The 21367-nt window shown below is 25.9% G+C and carries 23 protein-coding genes; 15 read left to right on the forward strand and 8 right to left on the reverse strand.

The window, feature by feature from the left end:
• Positions 1-2: 2 nt before the first annotated feature.
• Genes ACTG46_RS07645 through ACTG46_RS07665 form a run of 5 tightly spaced genes read left to right on the forward strand, consistent with a single transcriptional unit; the run spans position 3 to position 1826 of the window.
• A complete protein-coding gene (locus ACTG46_RS07645; RefSeq protein WP_479923889.1) occupies positions 3-296 on the forward strand; it encodes a hypothetical protein in 294 nt (97 codons plus the stop codon).
• Complete coding sequence (locus ACTG46_RS07650; RefSeq protein WP_479923890.1) at positions 296-478, forward strand: hypothetical protein; 183 nt, start codon at positions 296-298, stop codon at positions 476-478. Before ACTG46_RS07645 ends, ACTG46_RS07650 begins: the two co-directional genes overlap by 1 nt.
• 37 nt (positions 479-515) lie before the next feature.
• Entirely contained in the window at positions 516-746 is a 231-nt protein-coding gene (locus ACTG46_RS07655; RefSeq protein WP_021385516.1) for a hemolysin XhlA family protein, read from the forward strand.
• 16 nt (positions 747-762) lie between these two features.
• Positions 763-1023, forward strand: coding sequence for a phage holin family protein (locus ACTG46_RS07660; protein WP_479923891.1), 261 nt, complete (start codon positions 763-765; stop codon positions 1021-1023).
• On the forward strand, positions 1020-1826 hold the full coding sequence (locus ACTG46_RS07665) for an N-acetylmuramoyl-L-alanine amidase (RefSeq protein ID WP_479923892.1): 807 nt from the start codon (positions 1020-1022) through the stop codon (positions 1824-1826). Before ACTG46_RS07660 ends, ACTG46_RS07665 begins: the two co-directional genes overlap by 4 nt.
• Positions 1827-1948: 122 nt before the next feature.
• Here the strand turns inward: ACTG46_RS07665 and ACTG46_RS07670 are convergent, their stop codons facing one another.
• From ACTG46_RS07670 to ACTG46_RS07680, 3 genes are all read right to left on the reverse strand, one after another.
• Positions 1949-2812, reverse strand: coding sequence for a hypothetical protein (locus ACTG46_RS07670; RefSeq protein ID WP_479923893.1), 864 nt, complete (start codon positions 2810-2812; stop codon positions 1949-1951).
• Entirely contained in the window at positions 2812-3318 is a 507-nt protein-coding gene (locus ACTG46_RS07675; RefSeq protein ID WP_479923894.1) for a Panacea domain-containing protein, read from the reverse strand. Before ACTG46_RS07675 ends, ACTG46_RS07670 begins: the two co-directional genes overlap by 1 nt.
• Positions 3319-4152: 834 nt before the next feature.
• Complete coding sequence (locus ACTG46_RS07680) at positions 4153-4572, reverse strand: DUF6530 family protein (protein WP_054272103.1); 420 nt, start codon at positions 4570-4572, stop codon at positions 4153-4155.
• A 731-nt stretch (positions 4573-5303) separates the two neighbouring features.
• Between ACTG46_RS07680 and ACTG46_RS07685 the strand changes: the two genes are divergently transcribed.
• The 4 genes from ACTG46_RS07685 (at position 5304) to ACTG46_RS07700 (ending at position 8592) form a co-directional block, all read left to right on the forward strand.
• Complete coding sequence (locus ACTG46_RS07685; RefSeq protein WP_479923895.1) at positions 5304-5681, forward strand: BlaI/MecI/CopY family transcriptional regulator; 378 nt, start codon at positions 5304-5306, stop codon at positions 5679-5681.
• 103 nt (positions 5682-5784) lie between these two features.
• Complete coding sequence (locus ACTG46_RS07690) at positions 5785-6171, forward strand: BlaI/MecI/CopY family transcriptional regulator (protein ID WP_243193134.1); 387 nt, start codon at positions 5785-5787, stop codon at positions 6169-6171.
• Between the two features lie 422 nt (positions 6172-6593).
• Positions 6594-7388 (forward strand): MerR family transcriptional regulator, encoded by a 795-nt coding sequence (locus ACTG46_RS07695; protein WP_479923896.1) that lies wholly within the window; start codon positions 6594-6596, stop codon positions 7386-7388.
• A 58-nt stretch (positions 7389-7446) separates the two neighbouring features.
• The gene (locus tag ACTG46_RS07700) at positions 7447-8592 is read left to right on the forward strand and encodes an agmatine deiminase family protein (RefSeq protein WP_479923897.1); all 1146 of its coding nucleotides are present in this window, start codon (positions 7447-7449) and stop codon (positions 8590-8592) included.
• Between the two features lie 206 nt (positions 8593-8798).
• Here ACTG46_RS07700 and ACTG46_RS07705 read toward each other — a convergent pair whose 3' ends face one another.
• The 3 genes from ACTG46_RS07705 to ACTG46_RS07715 all read right to left on the reverse strand — a co-directional run bounded on the left by ACTG46_RS07705 (position 8799) and on the right by ACTG46_RS07715 (position 10691).
• Positions 8799-9473, reverse strand: a complete 675-nt coding sequence (locus ACTG46_RS07705) for an MgtC/SapB family protein (RefSeq protein WP_054269910.1) — start codon at positions 9471-9473, stop codon at positions 8799-8801.
• 220 nt (positions 9474-9693) lie between these two features.
• Positions 9694-10248 carry a cysteine hydrolase family protein gene (locus ACTG46_RS07710; RefSeq protein WP_054269911.1) on the reverse strand — a complete coding sequence of 185 codons (555 nt, stop codon included), beginning with the start codon at positions 10246-10248 and terminating at the stop codon, positions 9694-9696.
• A 77-nt stretch (positions 10249-10325) separates the two neighbouring features.
• Positions 10326-10691 carry a winged helix-turn-helix transcriptional regulator gene (locus ACTG46_RS07715; protein ID WP_054269912.1) on the reverse strand — a complete coding sequence of 122 codons (366 nt, stop codon included), beginning with the start codon at positions 10689-10691 and terminating at the stop codon, positions 10326-10328.
• A gap of 229 nt (positions 10692-10920) precedes the next feature.
• Here ACTG46_RS07715 and ACTG46_RS07720 point away from each other — a divergent pair, with 229 nt between their 5' ends.
• Together ACTG46_RS07720 and ACTG46_RS07725 are read left to right on the forward strand one after the other, a co-directional pair.
• The gene (locus tag ACTG46_RS07720) at positions 10921-11055 is read left to right on the forward strand and encodes a hypothetical protein (RefSeq protein ID WP_054269913.1); all 135 of its coding nucleotides are present in this window, start codon (positions 10921-10923) and stop codon (positions 11053-11055) included.
• 197 nt (positions 11056-11252) lie between these two features.
• Positions 11253-12038 carry a GNAT family N-acetyltransferase gene (locus ACTG46_RS07725; protein ID WP_054276397.1) on the forward strand — a complete coding sequence of 262 codons (786 nt, stop codon included), beginning with the start codon at positions 11253-11255 and terminating at the stop codon, positions 12036-12038.
• Between the two features lie 95 nt (positions 12039-12133).
• Here the strand turns inward: ACTG46_RS07725 and pdaA are convergent, their stop codons facing one another.
• Positions 12134-12958 (reverse strand): delta-lactam-biosynthetic de-N-acetylase, encoded by an 825-nt coding sequence (pdaA, locus tag ACTG46_RS07730; protein ID WP_054269915.1) that lies wholly within the window; start codon positions 12956-12958, stop codon positions 12134-12136.
• Positions 12959-13180: 222 nt separating this feature from the next.
• Here pdaA and ACTG46_RS07735 point away from each other — a divergent pair, with 222 nt between their 5' ends.
• Entirely contained in the window at positions 13181-16300 is a 3120-nt protein-coding gene (locus ACTG46_RS07735; RefSeq protein WP_479923898.1) for a helicase C-terminal domain-containing protein, read from the forward strand.
• A 17-nt stretch (positions 16301-16317) separates the two neighbouring features.
• Complete coding sequence (locus tag ACTG46_RS07740) at positions 16318-16917, forward strand: ribonuclease H1 domain-containing protein (protein WP_479923899.1); 600 nt, start codon at positions 16318-16320, stop codon at positions 16915-16917.
• Positions 16918-17120: 203 nt separating this feature from the next.
• On the opposite strand, the gene ACTG46_RS07745 is transcribed toward ACTG46_RS07740, so the two are convergent.
• Positions 17121-19211, reverse strand: a complete 2091-nt coding sequence (locus tag ACTG46_RS07745) for a peroxiredoxin (protein WP_176702479.1) — start codon at positions 19209-19211, stop codon at positions 17121-17123.
• Between the two features lie 265 nt (positions 19212-19476).
• Here ACTG46_RS07745 and ACTG46_RS07750 point away from each other — a divergent pair, with 265 nt between their 5' ends.
• Both ACTG46_RS07750 and ACTG46_RS07755 read left to right on the forward strand, forming a co-directional pair.
• Positions 19477-19725, forward strand: a complete 249-nt coding sequence (locus ACTG46_RS07750) for a hypothetical protein (protein WP_054269966.1) — start codon at positions 19477-19479, stop codon at positions 19723-19725.
• Positions 19726-19890: 165 nt separating this feature from the next.
• On the forward strand, positions 19891-21282 hold the full coding sequence (locus ACTG46_RS07755; protein WP_054269919.1) for a hypothetical protein: 1392 nt from the start codon (positions 19891-19893) through the stop codon (positions 21280-21282).
• Positions 21283-21367 lie beyond the last annotated feature (85 nt).

Consider the following 21367-nt stretch of genomic DNA (forward strand, 5'->3'; position numbering starts at 1 on the left):
AAATGGAAGTAGGAAAACTAATAATTTATGATAACAAAGGTAAAGTTTTATTTCAAGGTGGAGAAGGAAAAGGAGATTTAATTCCATATGACAAAAATATGAAAGTTGATTGGTTGGAGATAAAATACAATTCTATAGATTATTCTAAATACAGGATTGTTGGTATAAATGTAGAGACAAAAGAGCCTATTTTAGAAGAAATAAAAGTAGAATTAACAGAAGAAGAAAAAAGAATACAAGAGTTAGAAAATCAATTATTATTTGCAGAAAATGAAAAAGTAGGAGGACTTTTATAATGAATATAAATAATGTTGTGGTAAGAATATTAGCAGAAAGAATATTAAATAAAGGACTGAATCCGTTGAAAAAGCAAGAATTTCAACTAGATGATGTAACTAACACAGAGTATAGAAAAGCAGTAGAAGATTATATTATAGAACATAGTGGAGTAGTAGAAGGAGCAGAACCGACATTATAAGAAGGTTCTTTTTTAATATAAAATTTAGGAGGCTTACATGAATGAAGAACTTTTCAACGCAGATTTAAAAAGACATGAAACAAGAATAAATAAGCATGGAGAAGAAATAGACGAATTAAAGATAGCAAATATAGAGTCTAAAGCAGAGTTAAAAGCATTATGTGAGAACTTAAACTCACTTACAAGTATGCTAAAGTGGCTAATTGGAACAATGATTACAACACTTGTAGGCTTCTTTATATTTGCAATACAGAGAGGAATATTTTAAATTAGGAGGATAAGATATGGATAATTTAATAAGTTTTATACCAGAGCAGTTGCTAATTTTAGTAGCTGCTCTTTATGTTATAGGAGCAGGTTGTAAGAAGTATAAACAACTAGATAACAAATATATTCCAGTAGTGTTATTGATACTTGGAATAGGTTTCTCAATATGGATGTTAGGATTAAATGCTGATGCAGTCTTACAAGGTGTAATTTGTTGGGGTATATCAATAGGTATAAATCAAACTTACAAACAGTTAAAGGAGGAAAATAAACAATGAAAATAGCAATAGTACCAGGGCATACGCTAACAGGTAAAGGAACAGGAGCAGTTGGTTATATAGACGAAGGAAAAGAAAACAGAATACTAACTGATTTAATTGTTAAATGGTTAAAACAAGGTGGAGCAACTGTATATACTGGTAAAATAGATAAATCGAATAATTATCTATCTGAACAATGTCAAATAGCCAATAAACAAGATATAGATGTAGCTATACAAATACATTTCAATGCAAATAATACAACCTTAAATCCAATGGGTACAGAAACAATATATAAAACTAATAATGGCAAAGTGTATGCAAATAGAGTAAATGAAAAGTTAGCAACAGTATTTAAAAACAGAGGTGCAAAATCGGATGTAAGAGGTCTTTATTGGCTTAGTCATACAAAAGCTCCTGCAATATTAATCGAAGTGTGCTTCGTAGATAGTAAAGCAGATATAGACTATTATATTAGACATAAAGATACAGTTGCTAAATTAATAGCAGAAGGTATTTTAAATAAAACTATAGATAATAAAGAGAATGGCGAGGGGAAAATCATGTATAAACATACAATAGTTTATGATGGAGAGGTTGACAAAATCCCTGCAACTGTAGTTGGTTGGGGTTATAATGATGGGAAAATATTGATATGTGATATAAAAGATTATGTACCAGGTCAGACAGAGAACTTATATGTTGTAGGTGGAGGAGCATGTAATAAGATAGGGTCTATAACTAAAGAAAGATATACTATGATAAAAGGTAATGATAGGTTTGATACACTTTATAAGGCGTTAGATTTTATTAATAGATAGATAAAAGCTAATAGCAAAGGAAATGTATTTATATTAATATATAAAATAGGTATATTATAAAATAAAGGCGATAGATTTTAATATCAATCGCCTTTAAAATTATTCTTTTTATAAATTCTATTTTATATTTTAATATAATAAGCTACACAGACTAACACCAACATAATGATAGTTAATAAATCAAAATAAAATATAAGTGGATATCTTTGTTTTGAACATAGAATTTTTTTGTTTTTACACTCTATCCATCTATTACCGAATCGGTGGTTATTATTGTCTTCGCTTCTTTGTTTTTTGTAAGTCTCGCAATTTTGCTCACAATTTTTAGAAATTCTTTTACCAGTTAGAGCAGATACATAATATAGTAGTAGAAATACAATGTTAAACATAGCAAACATCATTAATAAAATTATAAATATCAAACGATATTTACTTACTGAATCCATATTGCTTAAAATTCCATTTATTGTGCTAAGACCACCAAAGAAAGTGATAACTATAGCAGAAAACAACCCTAATATAGTTATTAAATTAGCATATAAATTATTTATTTCTTTTTTATTATTATCTAAGATTTCCTTGGATTTAACAATTTCTTTAGTATGTTTATCAATTTCTACTGTTATATCGCTAAGTTTCTCTAGGCTATTTTCAGATACTTTAGTTAGTTGAGCTGTTTGTTTCTTCTCTAAAAAGCTCATTCTTTTACGTTCTAAGTCTATATGAACTTTTATTTTATTTAGCAATTTTCGGACATGTTCATTTTTATTAGATATCTCATATTCTTCAAGTAACTTAATGTTAAGAAATACATATTCAATATCCTCCTCTTCTACCGAAAAAACAAATTTTGCAATTTCTGAATACTCCAAACTTCCATCATCTAATTTTGAAGATTGTTTTATTAATTTATTATAGATGCCCTTTATTTCTAAAGATGTAAGAGCAGGTTCACCCTTTGTTAAACTTGTTAATATCGTATACACTATTGTCCCCCATAGATTTTATCTGGATTATTTAAAAAATATTCTTCTATAGATTGGTTACTTATGATTTCATTTTTTACTGTATCTTTCCAAGGTTTCTCTTCATGTGTTTTATTTACCATTGTCCAAGGGGAATAATCTCTATAACTGTCTATAACTTTATTAATTAATTCTAAGTCTTCTTGGCAAAAGTCTATTTTATTATATTCTATTTTTTCAACGGAAAAGTTAAAGTTTGTATCTAAGAATATATCTATAGACTCTGTTTGCTTATCTTTTATTTCCTCATCTGTATATATTTTATACTCTGAGTAAACTTTGGATATTACAGGACCATGTCTCCAATGCACTATTTCTTCATCAAAACATTTTTCTTTGAATTCAATTAAGAAAGCAGCTTGAATATAGTATAATAGTTTTTGCAATTTTAGATTTGTGACAGGAGCGTTTTGCTCTATTGAATAATTAATAACATGTTGTGCTATTTCCATAACTTTATAGCTCATAATTACACCTCCTTAGTATTAAATAAAACATATGTTTTATTTATTAGTATACTCATATTGTATCCCTTTGAGTCAAAAATTTCAATAAATTTAATAAAAATTATCCAAAATGAGATAAAACATAAAAATATATTCACTATAAACATTATTAAAAAATTAGTAGAGATATAGCAACATAGTGCTATATATATTTAATATATACATCATGTTTGAAATAATTGTTTAATATTAAAAAATATATAAAAAAATTATCTATTTAGATTGTTTAAAATTGCATATTCTCTTGTAATATTTTTAATTTCATAAAATGAATTTTATAAAACTATAGTATAAGTTGTAACAATAAAGCGAACGAAAATTATCATACTAAAACATAAGACATGTTATAATTGTATTAGATATATACATTAAAATACACCAAAGCACTCCTATAAAAAGAGTGCTTATTTTTTTGAAATACATTAAATGCATAAACTATCAATAACCTTACTCAACATACCTTAAAAACGATTTAAATAGGCCTTTTTCATAGAGTAAATTATATGATATAATAAAAAAAGTAAAGATGAACATCCAATCCATCTTTACTAAGTTAACCATATTAAAGAGAGCATTTTCTGTCGTAAGGGATGCTCTTTTTACTTTTCCAAACAACATTGTTTTTTTCATCAATAATTATCAAATCAATCTTATTATCTTTCAATATTTCTGTTGCAGTACAAATGAGATTATCTAAGTCAAAACTTCGAGTTACCTCCAGTTGTTTATTGTTCAGAGTTCTTTTTAATATGTAAGTTTTAAAATTACACAATTCATTCACCTACTTAACTAACTTTAATCTTCTAAATTTATTTCATTTAAGATTCTTTTTAATTCTCTGATTCTAGGTTTTAGATATTCTTGATTTTCATCTAAAAATTTTTCTAATATTTTATTATCAGATTCATTTAATATAACTTCATCTAAATTAGTCTTTGAAAGATTATTATCTTTTTTAATCATCATTGATGATAGTATTAATATATTTAAATCCAATACTCTATGTAGGGGCAATTCTTCACTTTGTCTAGACCATTTCCCCCCAGTGTGTCTCCAAACTTTAGCTGAAATTTCAATATTCTCATCATCACTCCATTGTGCTTTCCCTAAAGACAAAGCTTTTGCATCAGAATTATTTGCATACTTTCCATCAATTCTATCATAATTATCTACCGCAACTATAGGTTTGTGTGACAAATATTCAGGTACTCTCATTTTATCAATCTCCTTTTATTTAAAAATTTTATTAAGTTTATTTTACTAGAATATTTACTAAATGTCAATAAAATAAATAAATAAATTGATTACTAAAACATTTAGTAATCATATTGAAATTACTAGATTATATTAAAATTTTCACTAGAATAGATATGATTTACACAAGATGGATGATATAAATTAATTAATCTTTTATAATTATATTTACCTATCAATATCATTGCTTTATGCAGACAAGATTCTACCATATTTTCTATGCACTATATTACAAAATCGTCTAACTGTGTATTTATAAAATTATAATAACCATATAAACTATAATTATAAGTAGTCAATATATGTGTATAACCATACAATTTATTTTTAAATATAGATATTATTGCCCACCTAAAAAACTTTCATAAAATCAAAAGAGTATATGTTTTTGATAACTTACCAATATAACTTATAACTCATTTTACAAGTCTTATTTAATAAATATTTATGCCACTAAATTCCTTTAGTTTTACCAATTTAGTATTATTCTACAATTAAAACAATACAATACAACTAGTTATTATTCAACATATGTGTTTGAAAATTGAATAAATTTGTAGATATGAATAATATTTTTTATATATAAAAACAAACTAAAACAGTAGAATATATGGTAAATTTTACCTGTAGTTTTTGTGTTAAAAAGCTCCTATTATTAGTTTAAGTTAGACTGAATGAGGGAGCGACATAAGATGAAAGAAGAAATGTTAGTAGAAAAATTATTAAGAGCAGAATTAATAGTAATGGAGTATTTATGGAAAAAAGATTCTAAAATGTCTAAAAAAGAAATTGTAAAAGATATAAAACAGATGTATGGATGGCATAAAAGTACAATAAAAACACTATTAAAAAGGCTGCTTGACAAAGGTTATTTGGCTAGGGATATTATAAAGTTTCAATCTCATTATAAAATAATAATAGATAATGAAGAATATTATGCTTTTAAGAAAAAGGTACTAAAATCTAGCAAGAGTAGAAAAATAATGCGTTCTCTTACTACTACACATAAAAATGTAAGTAAAGAAAAGTTAGATTCATTAGAAGAGTATTACAGAAACTTAAAAGAATGATATGGTAAAAATTGGATGGATATATTTGGCTAAATTCTCTTGTTTGATAAGCTTTATTGATGTAGAATTTACATATACATAAATCGGCAAAGGGGTGTAAACTATGAAAATTAGTAAATTACCAGAAGCAGAATTAAAAGTTATGAGATATATTTGGGAATCAGATAGAATATTGACATCAAGAGAAATTGTTGAGGCTATGGAGCAAAAGTATGAATGGAAAGATACAACTACATTTACAGTATTAAAAAGATTGCAAAGAAGGGAGTTTTTAGAAACAGAGAAAATAGATAAACGTACTCACTATAATGTACTAGTAAAAGAAAAACAATATCAGAGATTTGAAACAAGAGAATTTATAAAAAATATACATAAAAATTCAATTAAAAGTTTGATTTCAGCATTACATAAAGATGATGAGAAGGTAGATGAAAAAAAGTTAGAGGAACTAGAAGAGTATTTCAATAATTTAGAAGAAAATGAGAAATAAAGAGTATTATTTTACAAAGAAAAAATGAGTGGCAAATTGTTTTTGCCACCCATTTGCCACCGAACTTATTATATAAAATTAACTATAAATAAATAAACATAAATAAGATAAAATAAAAACATTGATTTAATGTCTGATATTTTAACGGTTTCAAAATAAATATAAATAAATATAAATAAACATAAAGAAAATACTACAATTTGTAACTGAAATTCAAGTACTTGTAACTAAATAATTAAATTTTAATTGATGATAAAATAATATAAAAATTATGGATTAAATAATGTGAAAATAGACTAGTGATTATCTAGTCTATTTTTATTTGGTAAAATTGTACCCTTTACATTTTGTTCAAGTTTTATCTACAGTATATAATAGTAAAGTAATAAACTTCCAATCAATAAAATAAAGAAGGTGTTTGTATGTATAAAATAGGTGAAGCTTCAAAAATAACTAAAATATCATCTAGAATGCTCAGATATTATGATAAAGAAAATATATTGAAACCTAGTCACATAGAAAATAATGGGTATAGATACTATACAGAGGGAGACATTAATGTAATATCAAAAATCAAAAACTTAAGAAGGTATGAATTTACTTATGAAGAAATAAAAGATATATTCGATAATAATAAATATGAAAGTATAGATATATATATCAATAAGATTGAAGAATTAACAAAAAAGGTAAATACATATGGGTATTTAATTTCAGAAATAGAAGAAAAGGTGAAATTTAAAGATATAATCATAAATAATTATGATATTAATATTTGTGAACGACAATCAGTTAATACATTGTGCCAAAAAGTTATTATTAATTATAAGGATATAGGAGAATTTATAGAATCTTGCTATAATGCGATTTCAAAAAGCAAATCTAATAAAGTTGGATATTATTATGTAATGTTTTACAATAATGAAAATGTAGATGAAAACACATATGAAATAGAATATTATCAACCTATTATAGATAATAAAGAGATAAAAGGATTTAATAATAAGGTAATTGAAAGCGGTACATATATTAGTACAATATGTTATGGAGATTATGAAAATTTAACTGGTGCTTATTCTGCTTTGTACAAGTGGATTAAAAATAACGATTTTAAAATTAAAGGAAATTTTGTTGAAAAATACTTTGTAGACTCATTATTAACTCCATTTAGCTACGAATTTATAACAGAAGTATCTATAAAAGTTTCAAAAGATTAGTTGACCTTGACATTATGATAACCTTTATACTTGAAATATAAAAATAGAGGAGGTTATTATGAATAAGAAAATTTTAATGCTGGGATTATCACTACCATTATTATTGATGATAAGAGAATTTACAAAAGGATATGAAAACAAAACCATAAATCAAAATAATCAACAAAAGTATTATATGCCACTAGAAGATGAAGAACATGAAGGAACTTGGTTGCAATGGCCTCATAGTTATACTTATGGGAAAAAATATCAAAATGGAATAGAAGATGTATGGGTAAATATGACAAAGTCTTTAGTTAAAGGTGAGAATGTTCATATAGTAGTTTATAATAAAAGTGAAAAAGATAGAATAGAAAATTTATTGAAAAAAGAAAATATTGATATGAATTATATAGATTTTTATATTTATAAAACTGATGATGTTTGGATAAGAGATAATGGTCCTATATTTGTATATGATGAAAGCGATGAACTTGTAATATTAGATTGGGGATTTAATGGTTGGGGAAGAAAAGAGTCATGTAGTAAATCAAATCAAATTCCTAAAAATATAAGTGAAGACTTAGGAGTGAAAAGTATAAATTTAAAAGAAGTAGTTTTAGAGGGTGGAGCAATGGAACTTGATGGTGGTGGAACATTTCTAGCAACTAAAAGTTCTATAATAAATAAAAATAGAAATAAAAACTTAAGCCAAGGTGATATAGAAAAATATATAAGAAGATATTATGGTGTAGAAAAATTTATATGGTTAGATGGTGTGGTTGGAATAGATATAACAGACTTTCATATTGATGGATTTGCAAAATTTTATGATGAATCAACAATAATTACATTAAATGAAAAAGGATTGATAGATTGGGGTCTAAAACAAAACGATATTAATATATTATTGAATTCAACTAATGCAAAAGGAGAAAAGTATAATTATATATATCTACCACTTACACAAAATAATGTTAAATTAAAAAATGGAAAAAACTTAGAATATCAAGGTTCATATATGAATTTTTATATAGGTAATAAAGTTGTATTAGTTCCAAATTACAATGACCCAAATGATAAAGTTGCAAATCAGATTATACAAGATTTATATCCTGATAGAAAAGTAATAGGAATAGATATAAGAGAGTTGTATAAAGATGGTGGAATGATTCATTGTGTAACTCAGCAACAACCTATAGATATAGTTAAAAATAGAGAATAATAGAGTGTGATATGAATTAATATTGGCAGAATATTTATGGACAAAAGATTCTTTAATAAGTAAAAGAAAAATTTAAGAGTTTAGAAGAAAATGATTAATAAGACACATTATTGTTTAACAAAGAAAAATGGAGTGGCAATTTTTTTGCCACCCATTTGCCACTACATTTTCAAATCGGTGGCAAATTGTATCATTATAGTTGTTTTTTATATTTCTAAAGTTTCTATAAGAGGGTTATCACTAAATAATTTTAATAAATTTGTTTTTTTGTATCCTTTAGGTAACTTAGTATATATAACTATTTCTAACCAATCTCCATCAAGACGTTTAATATTCATGTTTATAATTTCAATATTAGATTTCTTAAATTTCTCCTCAATGTACTCTATAGAATCAGTGCTATTAGAAATTTTGAGAGAAACTTGTTCTGCTGTAGGAAGTTTCATCCATTTCCTATCTCTATGGAGTAATATCTGTACAATAACAATGATAATACTTGAAACAATACCTAATAAATATAGTCCAGAGCCAATAGCAAGCCCTGTACCAGCTGTTGCCCATATACCAGCAGCTGTAGTAAGTCCACTTACTGATTGATTTCTAATAAATATTAATCCAGCTCCTAAGAAACCTATTCCACTAACAACTTGTGCTGCAACACGGGCTGGGTCTAGACCAATACCTGGAGTACCTACTATATCATTAAACCCATACTTAGAAACAATGATTATAAGTGCTGAACCTAATGCCACTATAAAATGAGTTCGTATTCCAGCTTCTTTTAGTCTATTTTTCCTTTCATATCCAATTAAAGCTCCACAGAAACCAGCAATAATGATTCTTGCTATATACCCAAATTGAATTAGTATATGATTATTCATTTGTCTAGCACCCCTTTCTATATAATATTATATATACTATAATACTACATTTTTTATGTGGATATAGTAAAGTTTAAAATTTATATAATAGTTATATATGAATATAAAATAGATAAGGGTATTTTATATATATAAAAATGGTAGAAAGTATCTAATTTTAAATGATTAAAAAGTATACTGAAATAGGTTAAGTTTGCTTTTTTTAATATGGTGAATATTTTTATTTATAACAACTAGACAAAAAAATATCTGTATTTTTTATATCTGCAAAACTATTCTGCAATGATGCCATGAATACTTGATGGACAGTGTTTGCATGAATTTCTACATCACACCAAGATAAATTTTTTGTTGTACAGGCATCATCTATAAGAGTTATGTCGTATCCCAATTTTTTTGCTGTTCTTACACTTGTATCAATGCACATATGACTCATCATCCCACAAATCACCAACTTAGTTATACTTTTTTTCTCAAGTACAGTGTGTAGGCTGGTTTGAAAAAAACTGTCTGGTGAATGTTTAATTATAATTTCTTCATTTGCCAGTGGAAAAACAGTTTCATTTATTTCTGAACCATAAGTGTGAGGAAGAAAAAAAGAAGCTGTTTTATCTGTTGATATATGTTGTACATGAATAACTGGTAAGTCATTTTTTCTAAAGAACAGCAATATTTTCTTTGTATTTTCAGCAGCTTTTTTTGATTCAAATAATTCGCATTTTCCGTTTTTAAAATAATCATTCTGAATATCAATTAGTATTAAAGCTATAGACATGTTTATACCTCCTATCTATCCTTATTATAATATTCATATAAGAAATGTAAATTACTTACTTTTTAGTATGTATAAAACTATTTATTATAACAAATTCCTTTGCTATCTAGAACCCCTTGTTGACCGTTTTCAAGCATATATTCTATACCTATTTCTTGCATTATTTCCACAGCCTTTAACATTTTTTTACCACGGTCAGTAAGAAAATATTCAACATGTAATGGATAACCAGCTGAACTTATCTTATCAACGATACCAAATTCATGTAGTTCTTTTAATTGTTGAATTAACATTTTTTGATTTATTCCCAAAATACTATGTTCTAACTCAGAAAATGTCTTATTAGACTGTCTCAATTCAAATACAAGGATAGTTTTCCATTTTCCTTTGATTATGTCATGTACAATTTCAAGAGGACATGTGTATTCATCTCTTATTTTCATAATATATCACCCCCATAAAATGATAATAAATTATATCACTTGTATTGTGATATGACAAATATATATGAATTGTATGTAAAGTTTATGGTTTATTAAGTTCTAAAATTCTTCTAGTGTAGTTCACATTTAATACACAAATAATTAGTAAGATATAAGTAAATAAACATATAAAATGACTACAGAAATTTAACTTTAAAATAATTTATGATAATTTAGAGGAGGAAAATATATGAATATATCAAGAAAAGCTATGAAAATAATAGAATTGGCACAAAGAATTGCAATTAAGAAAGGAATCTCAGTGGAAGAGGCTTGGAATGAAGCGATGACAGAATATAAAAATAAATATGAACATATTGCATAGACATTAAAAAATGTAATTTAATTAAAATATAAAAATGACATATAATATTTTAATTGTATACTTTTATAAGAAATTAATTAGCTTACAATTCTAAATTATTTTTGAAAAATTAAGAATATTTGGTGGAATATAATGGATTTAAATGATACTATAAATTATAAGGTATATCATTATTAATACAAAAGGAGGATATATACTTGATTGTAAAAATAGATAATACTTTAGAAAAAGAATTTTGGCAATATGTATCACATGAAGAAAGTCTAAACTTATTCATAATTGGATATGTTGAAAACTATGGGTTTAGCTCCTACTCTCAAGATATATGGTCTCAAATGAAAGGAGGAAATATAACTTCTATAATATTAAAGAATAAGTCAAAACTTATAATTTATAGTCTAAAAAATGACTTTGATGTAAAAGAGATGAAACATCATATAAAAGATTTGGATGTAGAAAGTATAAGTGGAAAAAAGTGTGTAATAGATAGACTAATAAGCGAATATAAAGATTTTTATGAAAAACTAGATAATAAATTTTGTATATTAAAGGAAATAAAAGAAATAGATTTTTCTCACATGAAAGAGTATAAAATAGAAACAGCTCAGGAAAAAGATATTGATGAGATAGGAAAACTTTTAAATATCTCAGATTATAAAGTAAGTAAAAATTACATAGAAGAAAGAAAAGAGCATTTAAAAGAAGGAAATGTAAGAGCATATTTTATTAAAAATAATGATACTATGATTAGCACTGCATCAACTGGAATGGAAACTAGTTTTTTGGCAATGGTAGTATCTGTAAGTACAGATAAAGCATATAGAGGAAAAGGATTTGCAAGTTATATAGTTTACAATTTAAGTAAAGAATTATTGTTGGAAGGAAAAGTCCCATGTCTTTTTTATAACAATGATATAGCAGGTAAAATATATCAAAATATAGGATATAAAGAGATAAATGAATGGACAATTCTTTTTAAATAAATATAAAAAATAAAAAACTCCATTAGGAATTAAAGTATTTATAAATAGTTTTATTTTTACTCTAATTCCTGATGGAGTTTTGTTTAAATAAAATATTATTTTTTATTACTTAGATAATCAAGAGTTTTAAGTTTATAACCTTCTTTTTCCCAATGTGTAAGTACTTCATCCAATATTTCAGTATTTGTTGAAGAATTTGGATGTAATAAAACTATTGCCCCAGGATGCGTTCTTGAATAAATTTTGTTTTTAGCAAATTCATGCGTAGGTTGTTTCTTTTCATACCAATCCACATAAGCAAAACTCCAAAATATAGATTTATATCCTAAATCTTTTGTATATTTCAAAGATTGCTCACTGAATTTACCCATTGGAGGTCTAAAATATTTGGGCATTTCTTTTCCAGTAACATCTTTATATGCCTTTTCTACACTTGTAATTTCTTCTTTGAATTTTTCAAAATCTGTAATACCTGCCATTGATGGATGACTTTTTGAATGATTACAAACTAAATGACCTTCTTTTTCCATACGTTTTACTAAATCTGGATTGCTTTTTATATAACTTTCAACTACGAAAAACTGTGCTTTAGCATTATGTTTTTTTAATGTATCTAATAACTTTGGAGTGTTCCCACTTTCATATCCAGCATCAAATGATAGATATATAACTTTCTCATTAGGATTTCCTACATAGTAAGAATCATATTTTTTAAAAAAAGTTGCTTCTTTTATAGGAGATGGCTGTTTACCATCCTCTCTAGGGTTAAAATACCAATCATATTCATGTGTATCGAGTGTTGGGCTAGAAATTTGAGTTTTTGTCTTATCTAATGATTTAAAGTTTACACTAGCGATTCCCAAAAGTATTAGAGCAAATGTTCCTATCAGAATGTATTTTTTTAGGCTATCTTTTTTCACAATTTCACCTCTTATTTAAAATTTCAAGTGCATTTCTTACAATATAGTTTGAATATTTATAGTTAAAAATATTCATATATACAGATAATAAATTAAAGAAATTTGTTGTAAGATATATAAAATTAATATTAATTATATTAAATAAAGTACATATAAATGATAAAATATAAAGAGCAATTATTGTAAATAAGTTAGACTTGTTTAACTTGAAGGGATATAAAAATGGATAATATAATAAGTATGTTGAATAATGTTGTTTTTTTAGATATAGAAATTAGTGGATTAGATTATTTAAATTCAGAAATTTTAGAAGTTGGAGCTGTTAAGGTTAAAGATTGGAAGATAGATACATATCAATCATTAATAAAAAATAAATACGATGTACCTATAGAAGTATTTTCACTATGTAGTAATTTAAATAAAAGTGATTTAGAAATAGCTCATGATATAGAAAAAGTAGAAGATGAACTTATAAATTTTGTAGAAGATAGTTTGATTATATGTCATGATTTAAGTTTGAAAAAAAAGTTTTTTGAGTATCATATGCCAAAGTTAAAAAATAAGTTTATTGATTTAATTGAATTAGCAGTTATTTTAGAACCATATCATAAAGAGTATAGTCTAGAGTATTTAAAAAATAATTTGACTGCTTGCGATTCTAAAATAAAAAATAGAGCTCTATCAGATGTATTTGATATCATAAATATTTTAAATTGTCTCCTAGTAAGATTTAATAATTATGAGAAAAGTACTTTAGAGCCATTGAGTTTTAAAATAAATTCTTATCTTAAGAAGTTTAATCTTTCAACCTGGGAATGGAGTAAATTTTTAGAGGATGCAAACTATGATTTATCAAATAATATAAATATTAAAAAAGAATATAAGAAGCCTAACTCAAAAGAAGAGAAGAAAAAAGAAAGAGAAACATTAAAAATTTTAAATGAAGAGAAAAATAATTATGAAGAACTATTGAGATACAAGACCATATGGGAGAATAAAGAAGGATTTACATATGAGTATAGAACAGGTCAGTATGAGCTTACTAAAATGATAAGAGAGTTGTTTAGAAATAGTGAAGATGATGAAAAAATTGCATGTATAGAAGCACCAACTGGTATAGGTAAAAGTGTAGGGTATTTATTGCCAGCGATATTAGAATCTAGAATTAATAAGAAAAGGTTGTTAATTTCTACTGATACAAAGGAATTGCAGATACAATTAATAAATAAAGACATTCCAAATGTGTTAGACTCTTTAGGGTTAAATGGAAAAGTAAGTTATGGGTATATAAAAGGAAAAAATAACTATATTTGTATAGATAGATTGGAAGCATATATAGCAGATTACGAATCTCAAGAGCCTACTAAGGGAGAAATATTATCTTTGATATTTTTAGAGAGATTAGTTGAAGGTGGTAAACATGGAGATATAGAAGAAATAAATTACTGGGTGTTGGATAATTTTAAGGAAATAAATGTACACTTGAGAAATATAAGCTGTGACCCAAATATGTGTAGACCTAAAAAGTGTAAAAAAGATTGCCTATATAAGAAAAGAACAGAAGAATTGAAAGAAGAACATATAACAGTAGTAAACCATTCTTTATTAGCTAAATGGCCATATAAAGATGAAAAACCTCTAGAAAATATAATAGTAGATGAAGCACATAATTTGACTGAAAAAGGATATGATTTCTTTTCAAGCATTATAAATTCAAAATCTTTAAGATATTTATTGCAAGAAATTTATCCATATGAATTCATTCAAGATAGTAGCTTCATATATAAAAAATATAGTAAAAATATGAGAAAAATAAAGGCTTTTGATAAATTTTATCATGTATTAAAAATTGAAAGAAAAGATAAACAAAAAATTGCTAGAAGTATAAATCTTATTCTTGAAGAGATAGATTCAATATTAGACTTTGGTAGTTGTAATGAATATAATAGTGTAAGTAATTATAATTTAAGATGGGAATTAAATCTGCAGATAGATGAAATTGTGGGAAAACTAAAAAAAGATGGTATAGATACTGAAATAAGTTATAGATTGTATAGTGAAAAGATAAAATCAAGTTGTGAAAAAATAATAAAAAATTTAGTTGCAATAATAATAACAATTTATAGAAATATTGATGATGATAGTATAGATAAAGAAACCGACATATATAAATTTGGGAAAGCGAAGGCGAGAGACCTAGAGGATATAAAGATTATATTTGAAATATTTTTAGAGTATGATGAAAAGGATGATTATGCAAGGATAGTTGAAATTGAGAAGAATTATAATGATTTTGAATTTAGAGTAGTTCCATTAAAAATAGCAGATTTATTTGAAGAAAATATCTTATCTCAGTTAGAAAAAGGAATATTTTTATCTGCAACCTTGAGTTTATCTGAAAATATGTCTTATTTTAAAAATACATTAGGAATAGATAGAGTTAAGAATGTAGAAAAGATTATAGAACCAATTTTTGATTATAAAAATATGGTATCTGTAGTTGCATTTTCGGATATATGTGAATACAGGAATACTGAATTCCCAAATGAAATGAGTAAAATTATATCTAATATATCACAAATTACAGAAGGTCATACATTGGCTCTTTTTAATAGTAAAGATAGACAGGAAAAGACTTATGAAATATTGAAAAAATATTTACATGGTTTTAATTTAGAAATTTATGCTGATAAAAAAGGGATTAGACATCTTAATGATTTGAATCGAAAGTGTGTTGTACTCGGTTCAAAAGGATGTTTTGAAGGTGTAGATATTCCAGGAGATGGTCTAGTATGTGTAACTTTAGACAAGCTTCCAAATCTAAATCCAAAAGACCCTTTGTATTTTACTATAATGAAGAAGTATAATATAGATTACTACACTATAAATTATCCACAAATGACAATCAAGGTAAAACAAGCTATGGGGAGAATTTTAAGAAGTAAATATGATTATGGATGTTTTGTGATTTTTGATGCAGGAACCAATATAAGTGTACTAAAGAGGTTGGAGAAAGATTTGCATGGTTGTAAAATTTCTAAAATGAATAGTAATGAATTTTATACCTATATAAAGCATCATTTAAATAAATCTAGAAGTTCAATCCTAAAATCTGTTATATTTGACACTGTAAAAGCACTAAATGTTGATGCTAGAATAGATAAGAATGATGTTGATAAAGATATAATAAGAAAAGATATGAATGAAAATATAAGACAAAGAGCTATAAAAGGGGAAGTGTATTATATAGATATTATAAATAAAGATATGAAAGTAAAGTATTTTGATAGGAATTATTTGATAAATCTAGATATATTTATGAGAGAAGAACATAAAAACTAAAGGTGGGAGTGATATATTTGGCAAAACAAAAGTTTTATGCTGTAAAAAAGGGTAAAAATATAGGTGTATATAATACATGGGATGAGTGCAAAAAGCAGGTAAATGGATTTTCAGGAGCTGAATATAAAAGTTTTCCTACTTTACAAGAAGCAAAAGAATATATTTATGGTTCAAAACAACCTAGCTTTAAAGAAGATGAAGAATTTATAGAGGCATATGTAGATGGAAGCTATGAACATTCAATAAAGATGTATGGTTCAGGTGTTGTGATTTTAAAACATAATGAAGTTATAAAAACATATAGTGAAAAAGGAAAAGATGAAACTCTTGTAGGAATGAGAAATGTAGCTGGAGAAATAGAAGCTTCTAAAATTGCGATGCAATATTGTCTTGAGAATAATATTCAAAATTTGATTTTATATTTTGATTATGAAGGTATAGAAAAGTGGTGTACTGGAGTTTGGAAAACGAATAAAGAAGGAACTATAGCATATAAAAATTTCTATAATAGTATTAAAACTAAACTAAATGTAAAATTTACAAAAGTCAAAGCACATTCTGGAAACCAATATAATGAGGAAGCTGACAAATTGGCTAAAAAAGCTATTGGGATATAATAAAATATTATTGATATATAATAAGATGTTGTAGGAGTATATTTAAACTCTTAACTCATAATTAAAAAGCAGAATTGTATTATTAGAAAATAAGTATCTAATTTATAAATAACTAATCAGTATTATTAATTAGACAAAGTTTATTTAATATAATACAATCTGCTTTTTTGTATAACAAAACTATAAAATTTCCTTACATTATATTAGAACTGACCATAGATACCTTCAAGTTCATCTTTTAATACATCAGGGTCATTTATACCAATGGACATAGTTCTAGCCAATATATTTGCTTGGTCATAAGTTGATGTCCATGAGAATACGCCACCTAGACAATTTCTAAGAACATATTGAGTTTTTAAGAATATAGATAAAGAATCGTCATAGGACATTGCAAACTCTCCATCCTTAACTAAATATGGAACTTGAGCAACATTGTCAAATCTATATTCATACCCATTTTTATTTATATAATCTCTTCTAAGTTCATCGTAAGTTCTTGTTATAGTAGCACCTAATCTTCCGTAAAATGGAATACCAAGAAGTATTTTTTCAGAAGGCATTCCAGCATTTTCGAGATTTCTTACCATTATATCAACGCTATATCCTGGTAAAGATAAATCCGATTCAAAAAGATTTGCTTGATGTTTTCTACCATTTGGACCTGTTTCACCTGCTGTAAAATCATAACTCATAAGATTAAAATAATCTATTATTGGAGCTATTTTATCTATTTCAGCACTTGAATTTATATACCCTCTATCTCCTGTTCCAGCCACACTAAGCCATTTTTCATCTCCTATAACATCTCTTATGGCTGTTAATAAAAGTGTAAAGTTTTCTCTATCCTCAGGTCTTGATACTATTCCAGATGCACTACTTCCAGGATATTCCCAGTCTATATCAACTCCATCTAAAGCATATTCATTTATCATCTGATTAACCTGTCTTGCAAAATTGTATCTGGATGTAGGAGTTAATGCTGCATCAGAGAAGCCTTCAGCTCCCCAACCTCCAATAGCTACAATTACTTTTAAACTAGGCTTTTCAGCTTTAAGAGCAAGTAATTGATTTAAAAATCTAGGATAAGGGATAAATAAATTACCAGACTGGTCTATCTCTGCAAAAGCAAAGATAACTGCATCTAATAGTTGAGCATCTACATTAGTTGGATTACCAAGAACATATTCTACCACAATTGGATTTATATCTGGACAATTTGCATTTTCAACTATTGGATTGTATGGGTCTGTTATTTGTGGTCTAACTAATTTTTTTGAATCCTTCAAAGTCTTCATAGCTATTTTCTTAGTATTTTTTTCACTAGTATAATCATAGTTTTTATAATTTTCTTTATAGAAATCCTCATAACTACTATCTTCTTTATCGTAGTTATAATTCATTACATCACAAGATTTATCTTTAAGCTTATTTTGTTTAGAGTTACAAGTTTTATTGGTATTTTTAGTGTGCTTTTGTTCACAGTTAAAATCTTTTTTAGTATCATTACTGTGTTCTTCCTTACAATCGTGAGTTTTGTGCATGTAGTCAGTATTTTTGTCTTCACAATCACCTTTATTTTCAATGTTTTTAGTATGTTCTGTATTCCAGCTACAAGTATTATCAATTTTCTTGTTTAATTCTTCGTCATTATAATTATCTGGTACAAAACATAAGTACCAGTCCATGCAGGAATATTTCTTATTACAGCTGTTAACCCTGTTTTTTAATTCTTTATAGTTTTTAGGATATGGTAAAATCACTGGCATACCAGGGAACCAGTTTGCAGGTGTAACTATGTTGTCTCTGTCGCTAGTTTGAAGAGCATCTACTATTCTAAGTATTTCTGGAATATTTCTTCCTGTAGTAAGTGGATAATAAAGAATCGTTCTCAAAATTTGATTATTATCTATAATAAATACAGAACGAACAGTTGATGTATCACTCATTGGTTTTGATATCATACCATATAACTTTGCAATTCTCATATCTCTATCTTCTATAATAGGAAATGGAATTTCTACACCTGTAAGCAAAGAAATATTGTACATCCAAGCTAGATGTGAACTGTTACTATCGACGCTTAGACCAATTAACTCTGTATTTCTTTTTTTGAACTCGTCATAATATTTAGCAAAGCACAAAAATTCTGTAGTGCAAACTGGTGTAAAATCACCAGGATGTGAAAATAAAACAATCCAATTACCTTTATAATCAGAGAGTCTAATAGGGCCGTTTGTTGTATTGGCTTTAAAATCAGGAGCCTTTGATCCTAAACTTGGCAAATTTGGCATGTAAATCACCCCTCAATAAATTATCATTTATTTTATTCTATTAATTAATACAGATTAGTGTTACTACTTTATTAAAAATTAACGAATCCTAATGTCAAAAAAAGATATTTATTAAAAATATTTAATATATTCCTAATATAAATGACAATAGTAATTGCTATTTTTTTACTAATTTGGTATAGTAATGGATAAGGGGTAGTGTCAATATTAGTGATTATACGAGGTGATTGGATTGAAAAAAATTCTAAGAATTTTAGTTATCTCCATGATGATATGTTTTGCAATGACTTTTGCATTAGTATTAATAAATTCAGTTATGGGAGTACATATAGGATTGGATTATTACTTTTTGATGGGCGGTGTAGTTACAGTTTGTTTAACAACTGGAATTGTTTTATGCAATGCTAGAAAAATATTTGATAATAAAACTGTACATAAAACAAGAATGAAAAATGTCAGTGCTAATAAAAAACAAAAAAGTCATTCTAGAGATATAAAGAGAAAGATATCATAGTTTATGTAAAGGAAATATTTATGTATAAAATAATGATTGATAGGTAAAATAAAAACACGATTTAACTTGTGTTTTTATTTTTTTTCAGGAATTATGATATAATAACCAATAAGAAATTTAGTTTACCATAGAATATAAATATTGCTAAATGGAGAGGGAACCATAATGAATTTTAGAGATTTATTTGAGAAAACTGTAGATTTTATTGATGAAAAAAGAAAGTCTATAGTTGCAGTTTCATTATCAGCATTAGGCGTAATTGTTTTAATGATAGTATTTTTCTTAAGCAGTAATGAATTTAGTGTAGGGAATGAAGCTAATGAGTTGTTGAAAATCATAGATAAAAGACAATATTCTATAGCTGTTGATTACTATGCGAGTATAGAAAAAAAGTTTTCTGCTTCAAAAATGGAAAGATTCAATAAGTCTGTTTCTAAAAAAATTAACAAATTATTATTAAATAGTGGTGATAAATACTTAGATGGAGATATAAGTCAAGAAAGTTTTATTGGATTAATAAATACAGTAAAAGAGCTAAATAAAATAAATATAGATGTGGATGATTTGCTAACTCAGGCGGATAGAGTTAAGGAAATGTATAAGGAAGAGAATACTACTTATGATGTTGCCATTAACTACATAAACACTGTTTCAATATTAAATGGAGTGGGTAGTAATTTAGATGTATACAAACAGAATATAGAAACAATTAGGGAATCTAGAGATGTTTATGATTCAGCAGTCAAAGACCAAAAAGTATATAAGTATTATGAAGCTATCGAAAAGTATAATAAAGTATTAAAAGAAGATGAGAAGTATTATAATATGGCTCAAAATGCGAAAAAGCAATGTATTGAGGAAATGTATGATTATTATATAAGTAGAGCTGAAGAGGCAAATACTTCTGGAGATTATGAAAGAGCATTACAGTATATAGAATATTTAAAAGAAGATTATTCAGATGATGAAAAAGTGCAAAGTCTAGAGAAAAAATATAAGAAGAATTTATCATTGTATACTTTAACATCTGATGACATCATAAATGTAATATCCAAAAAAAGTGGCAAAGATAAGTCAAATTTATCTATAAATTCACTTCCACAAATGATAAAAAATAATAAATATTATTATGCTGAAGTATATGAGTATGACAAATTAGTAAATGAGGTTTTAGTAAGTGCAAAAACTAAAGATTTATATTCATATAAAGATGGTAAGAAAGATTACAAAGTAGACTATGGAGATGGATACTTTAGGATATTAGAGGATGGAAGTTATCAATTTGGTATTACTAAAGATAAAGCTAAATTTGTATTAACTAATACTCTTGATGAAAAAGATAACAAATATAAAAAGGTTGAGATATTAGATATAGAGAAAGCTGAGAGGTATGTAAAGAGTAAAAAAACATTAGAAGAATTATTTGGGAAGTATAAAAATATTTATTATTACGCTATAGTAAACAAAGGATTATTTAAAGGTAAAGAGGTTTATGCTATTAATATTTACAATGAAAAAATATATGCCATATCAGAAAAAGGACTAAATGAATATTAATTAATTATATTGATAATGTTAAATTATTATATAATTAAAAAGTTTTTGGGTTTTTAAGGCAGATTATGTAGTAATATAATAGTAG

This window comes from Clostridioides sp. LIBA-7678, assembly GCF_056716065.1.

Excerpts from the sequence above, each read along its gene's own strand:
- ACTG46_RS07645 (WP_479923889.1), top strand. The coding sequence starts at position 3 with ATGGAAGTAGGAAAACTAATAATTTATGATAACAAAGGTAAAGTTTTA.
- ACTG46_RS07650 (WP_479923890.1), top strand. The coding sequence starts at position 296 with ATGAATATAAATAATGTTGTGGTAAGAATATTAGCAGAAAGAATATTA.
- ACTG46_RS07655 (WP_021385516.1), top strand. The coding sequence starts at position 516 with ATGAATGAAGAACTTTTCAACGCAGATTTAAAAAGACATGAAACAAGA.
- ACTG46_RS07660 (WP_479923891.1), top strand. The coding sequence starts at position 763 with ATGGATAATTTAATAAGTTTTATACCAGAGCAGTTGCTAATTTTAGTA.
- ACTG46_RS07665 (WP_479923892.1), top strand. The coding sequence starts at position 1,020 with ATGAAAATAGCAATAGTACCAGGGCATACGCTAACAGGTAAAGGAACA.
- ACTG46_RS07675 (WP_479923894.1), bottom strand. The coding sequence starts at position 3,318 with ATGAGCTATAAAGTTATGGAAATAGCACAACATGTTATTAATTATTCA.
- ACTG46_RS07680 (WP_054272103.1), bottom strand. The coding sequence starts at position 4,572 with ATGAGAGTACCTGAATATTTGTCACACAAACCTATAGTTGCGGTAGAT.
- ACTG46_RS07685 (WP_479923895.1), top strand. The coding sequence starts at position 5,304 with ATGAAAGAAGAAATGTTAGTAGAAAAATTATTAAGAGCAGAATTAATA.
- ACTG46_RS07690 (WP_243193134.1), top strand. The coding sequence starts at position 5,785 with ATGAAAATTAGTAAATTACCAGAAGCAGAATTAAAAGTTATGAGATAT.
- ACTG46_RS07695 (WP_479923896.1), top strand. The coding sequence starts at position 6,594 with ATGTATAAAATAGGTGAAGCTTCAAAAATAACTAAAATATCATCTAGA.
- ACTG46_RS07700 (WP_479923897.1), top strand. The coding sequence starts at position 7,447 with ATGAATAAGAAAATTTTAATGCTGGGATTATCACTACCATTATTATTG.
- ACTG46_RS07705 (WP_054269910.1), bottom strand. The coding sequence starts at position 9,473 with ATGAATAATCATATACTAATTCAATTTGGGTATATAGCAAGAATCATT.
- ACTG46_RS07710 (WP_054269911.1), bottom strand. The coding sequence starts at position 10,248 with ATGTCTATAGCTTTAATACTAATTGATATTCAGAATGATTATTTTAAA.
- ACTG46_RS07715 (WP_054269912.1), bottom strand. The coding sequence starts at position 10,691 with ATGAAAATAAGAGATGAATACACATGTCCTCTTGAAATTGTACATGAC.
- ACTG46_RS07720 (WP_054269913.1), top strand. The coding sequence starts at position 10,921 with ATGAATATATCAAGAAAAGCTATGAAAATAATAGAATTGGCACAAAGA.
- ACTG46_RS07735 (WP_479923898.1), top strand. The coding sequence starts at position 13,181 with ATGGATAATATAATAAGTATGTTGAATAATGTTGTTTTTTTAGATATA.
- ACTG46_RS07745 (WP_176702479.1), bottom strand. The coding sequence starts at position 19,211 with ATGCCAAATTTGCCAAGTTTAGGATCAAAGGCTCCTGATTTTAAAGCC.
- ACTG46_RS07750 (WP_054269966.1), top strand. The coding sequence starts at position 19,477 with ATGATGATATGTTTTGCAATGACTTTTGCATTAGTATTAATAAATTCA.
- ACTG46_RS07755 (WP_054269919.1), top strand. The coding sequence starts at position 19,891 with ATGAATTTTAGAGATTTATTTGAGAAAACTGTAGATTTTATTGATGAA.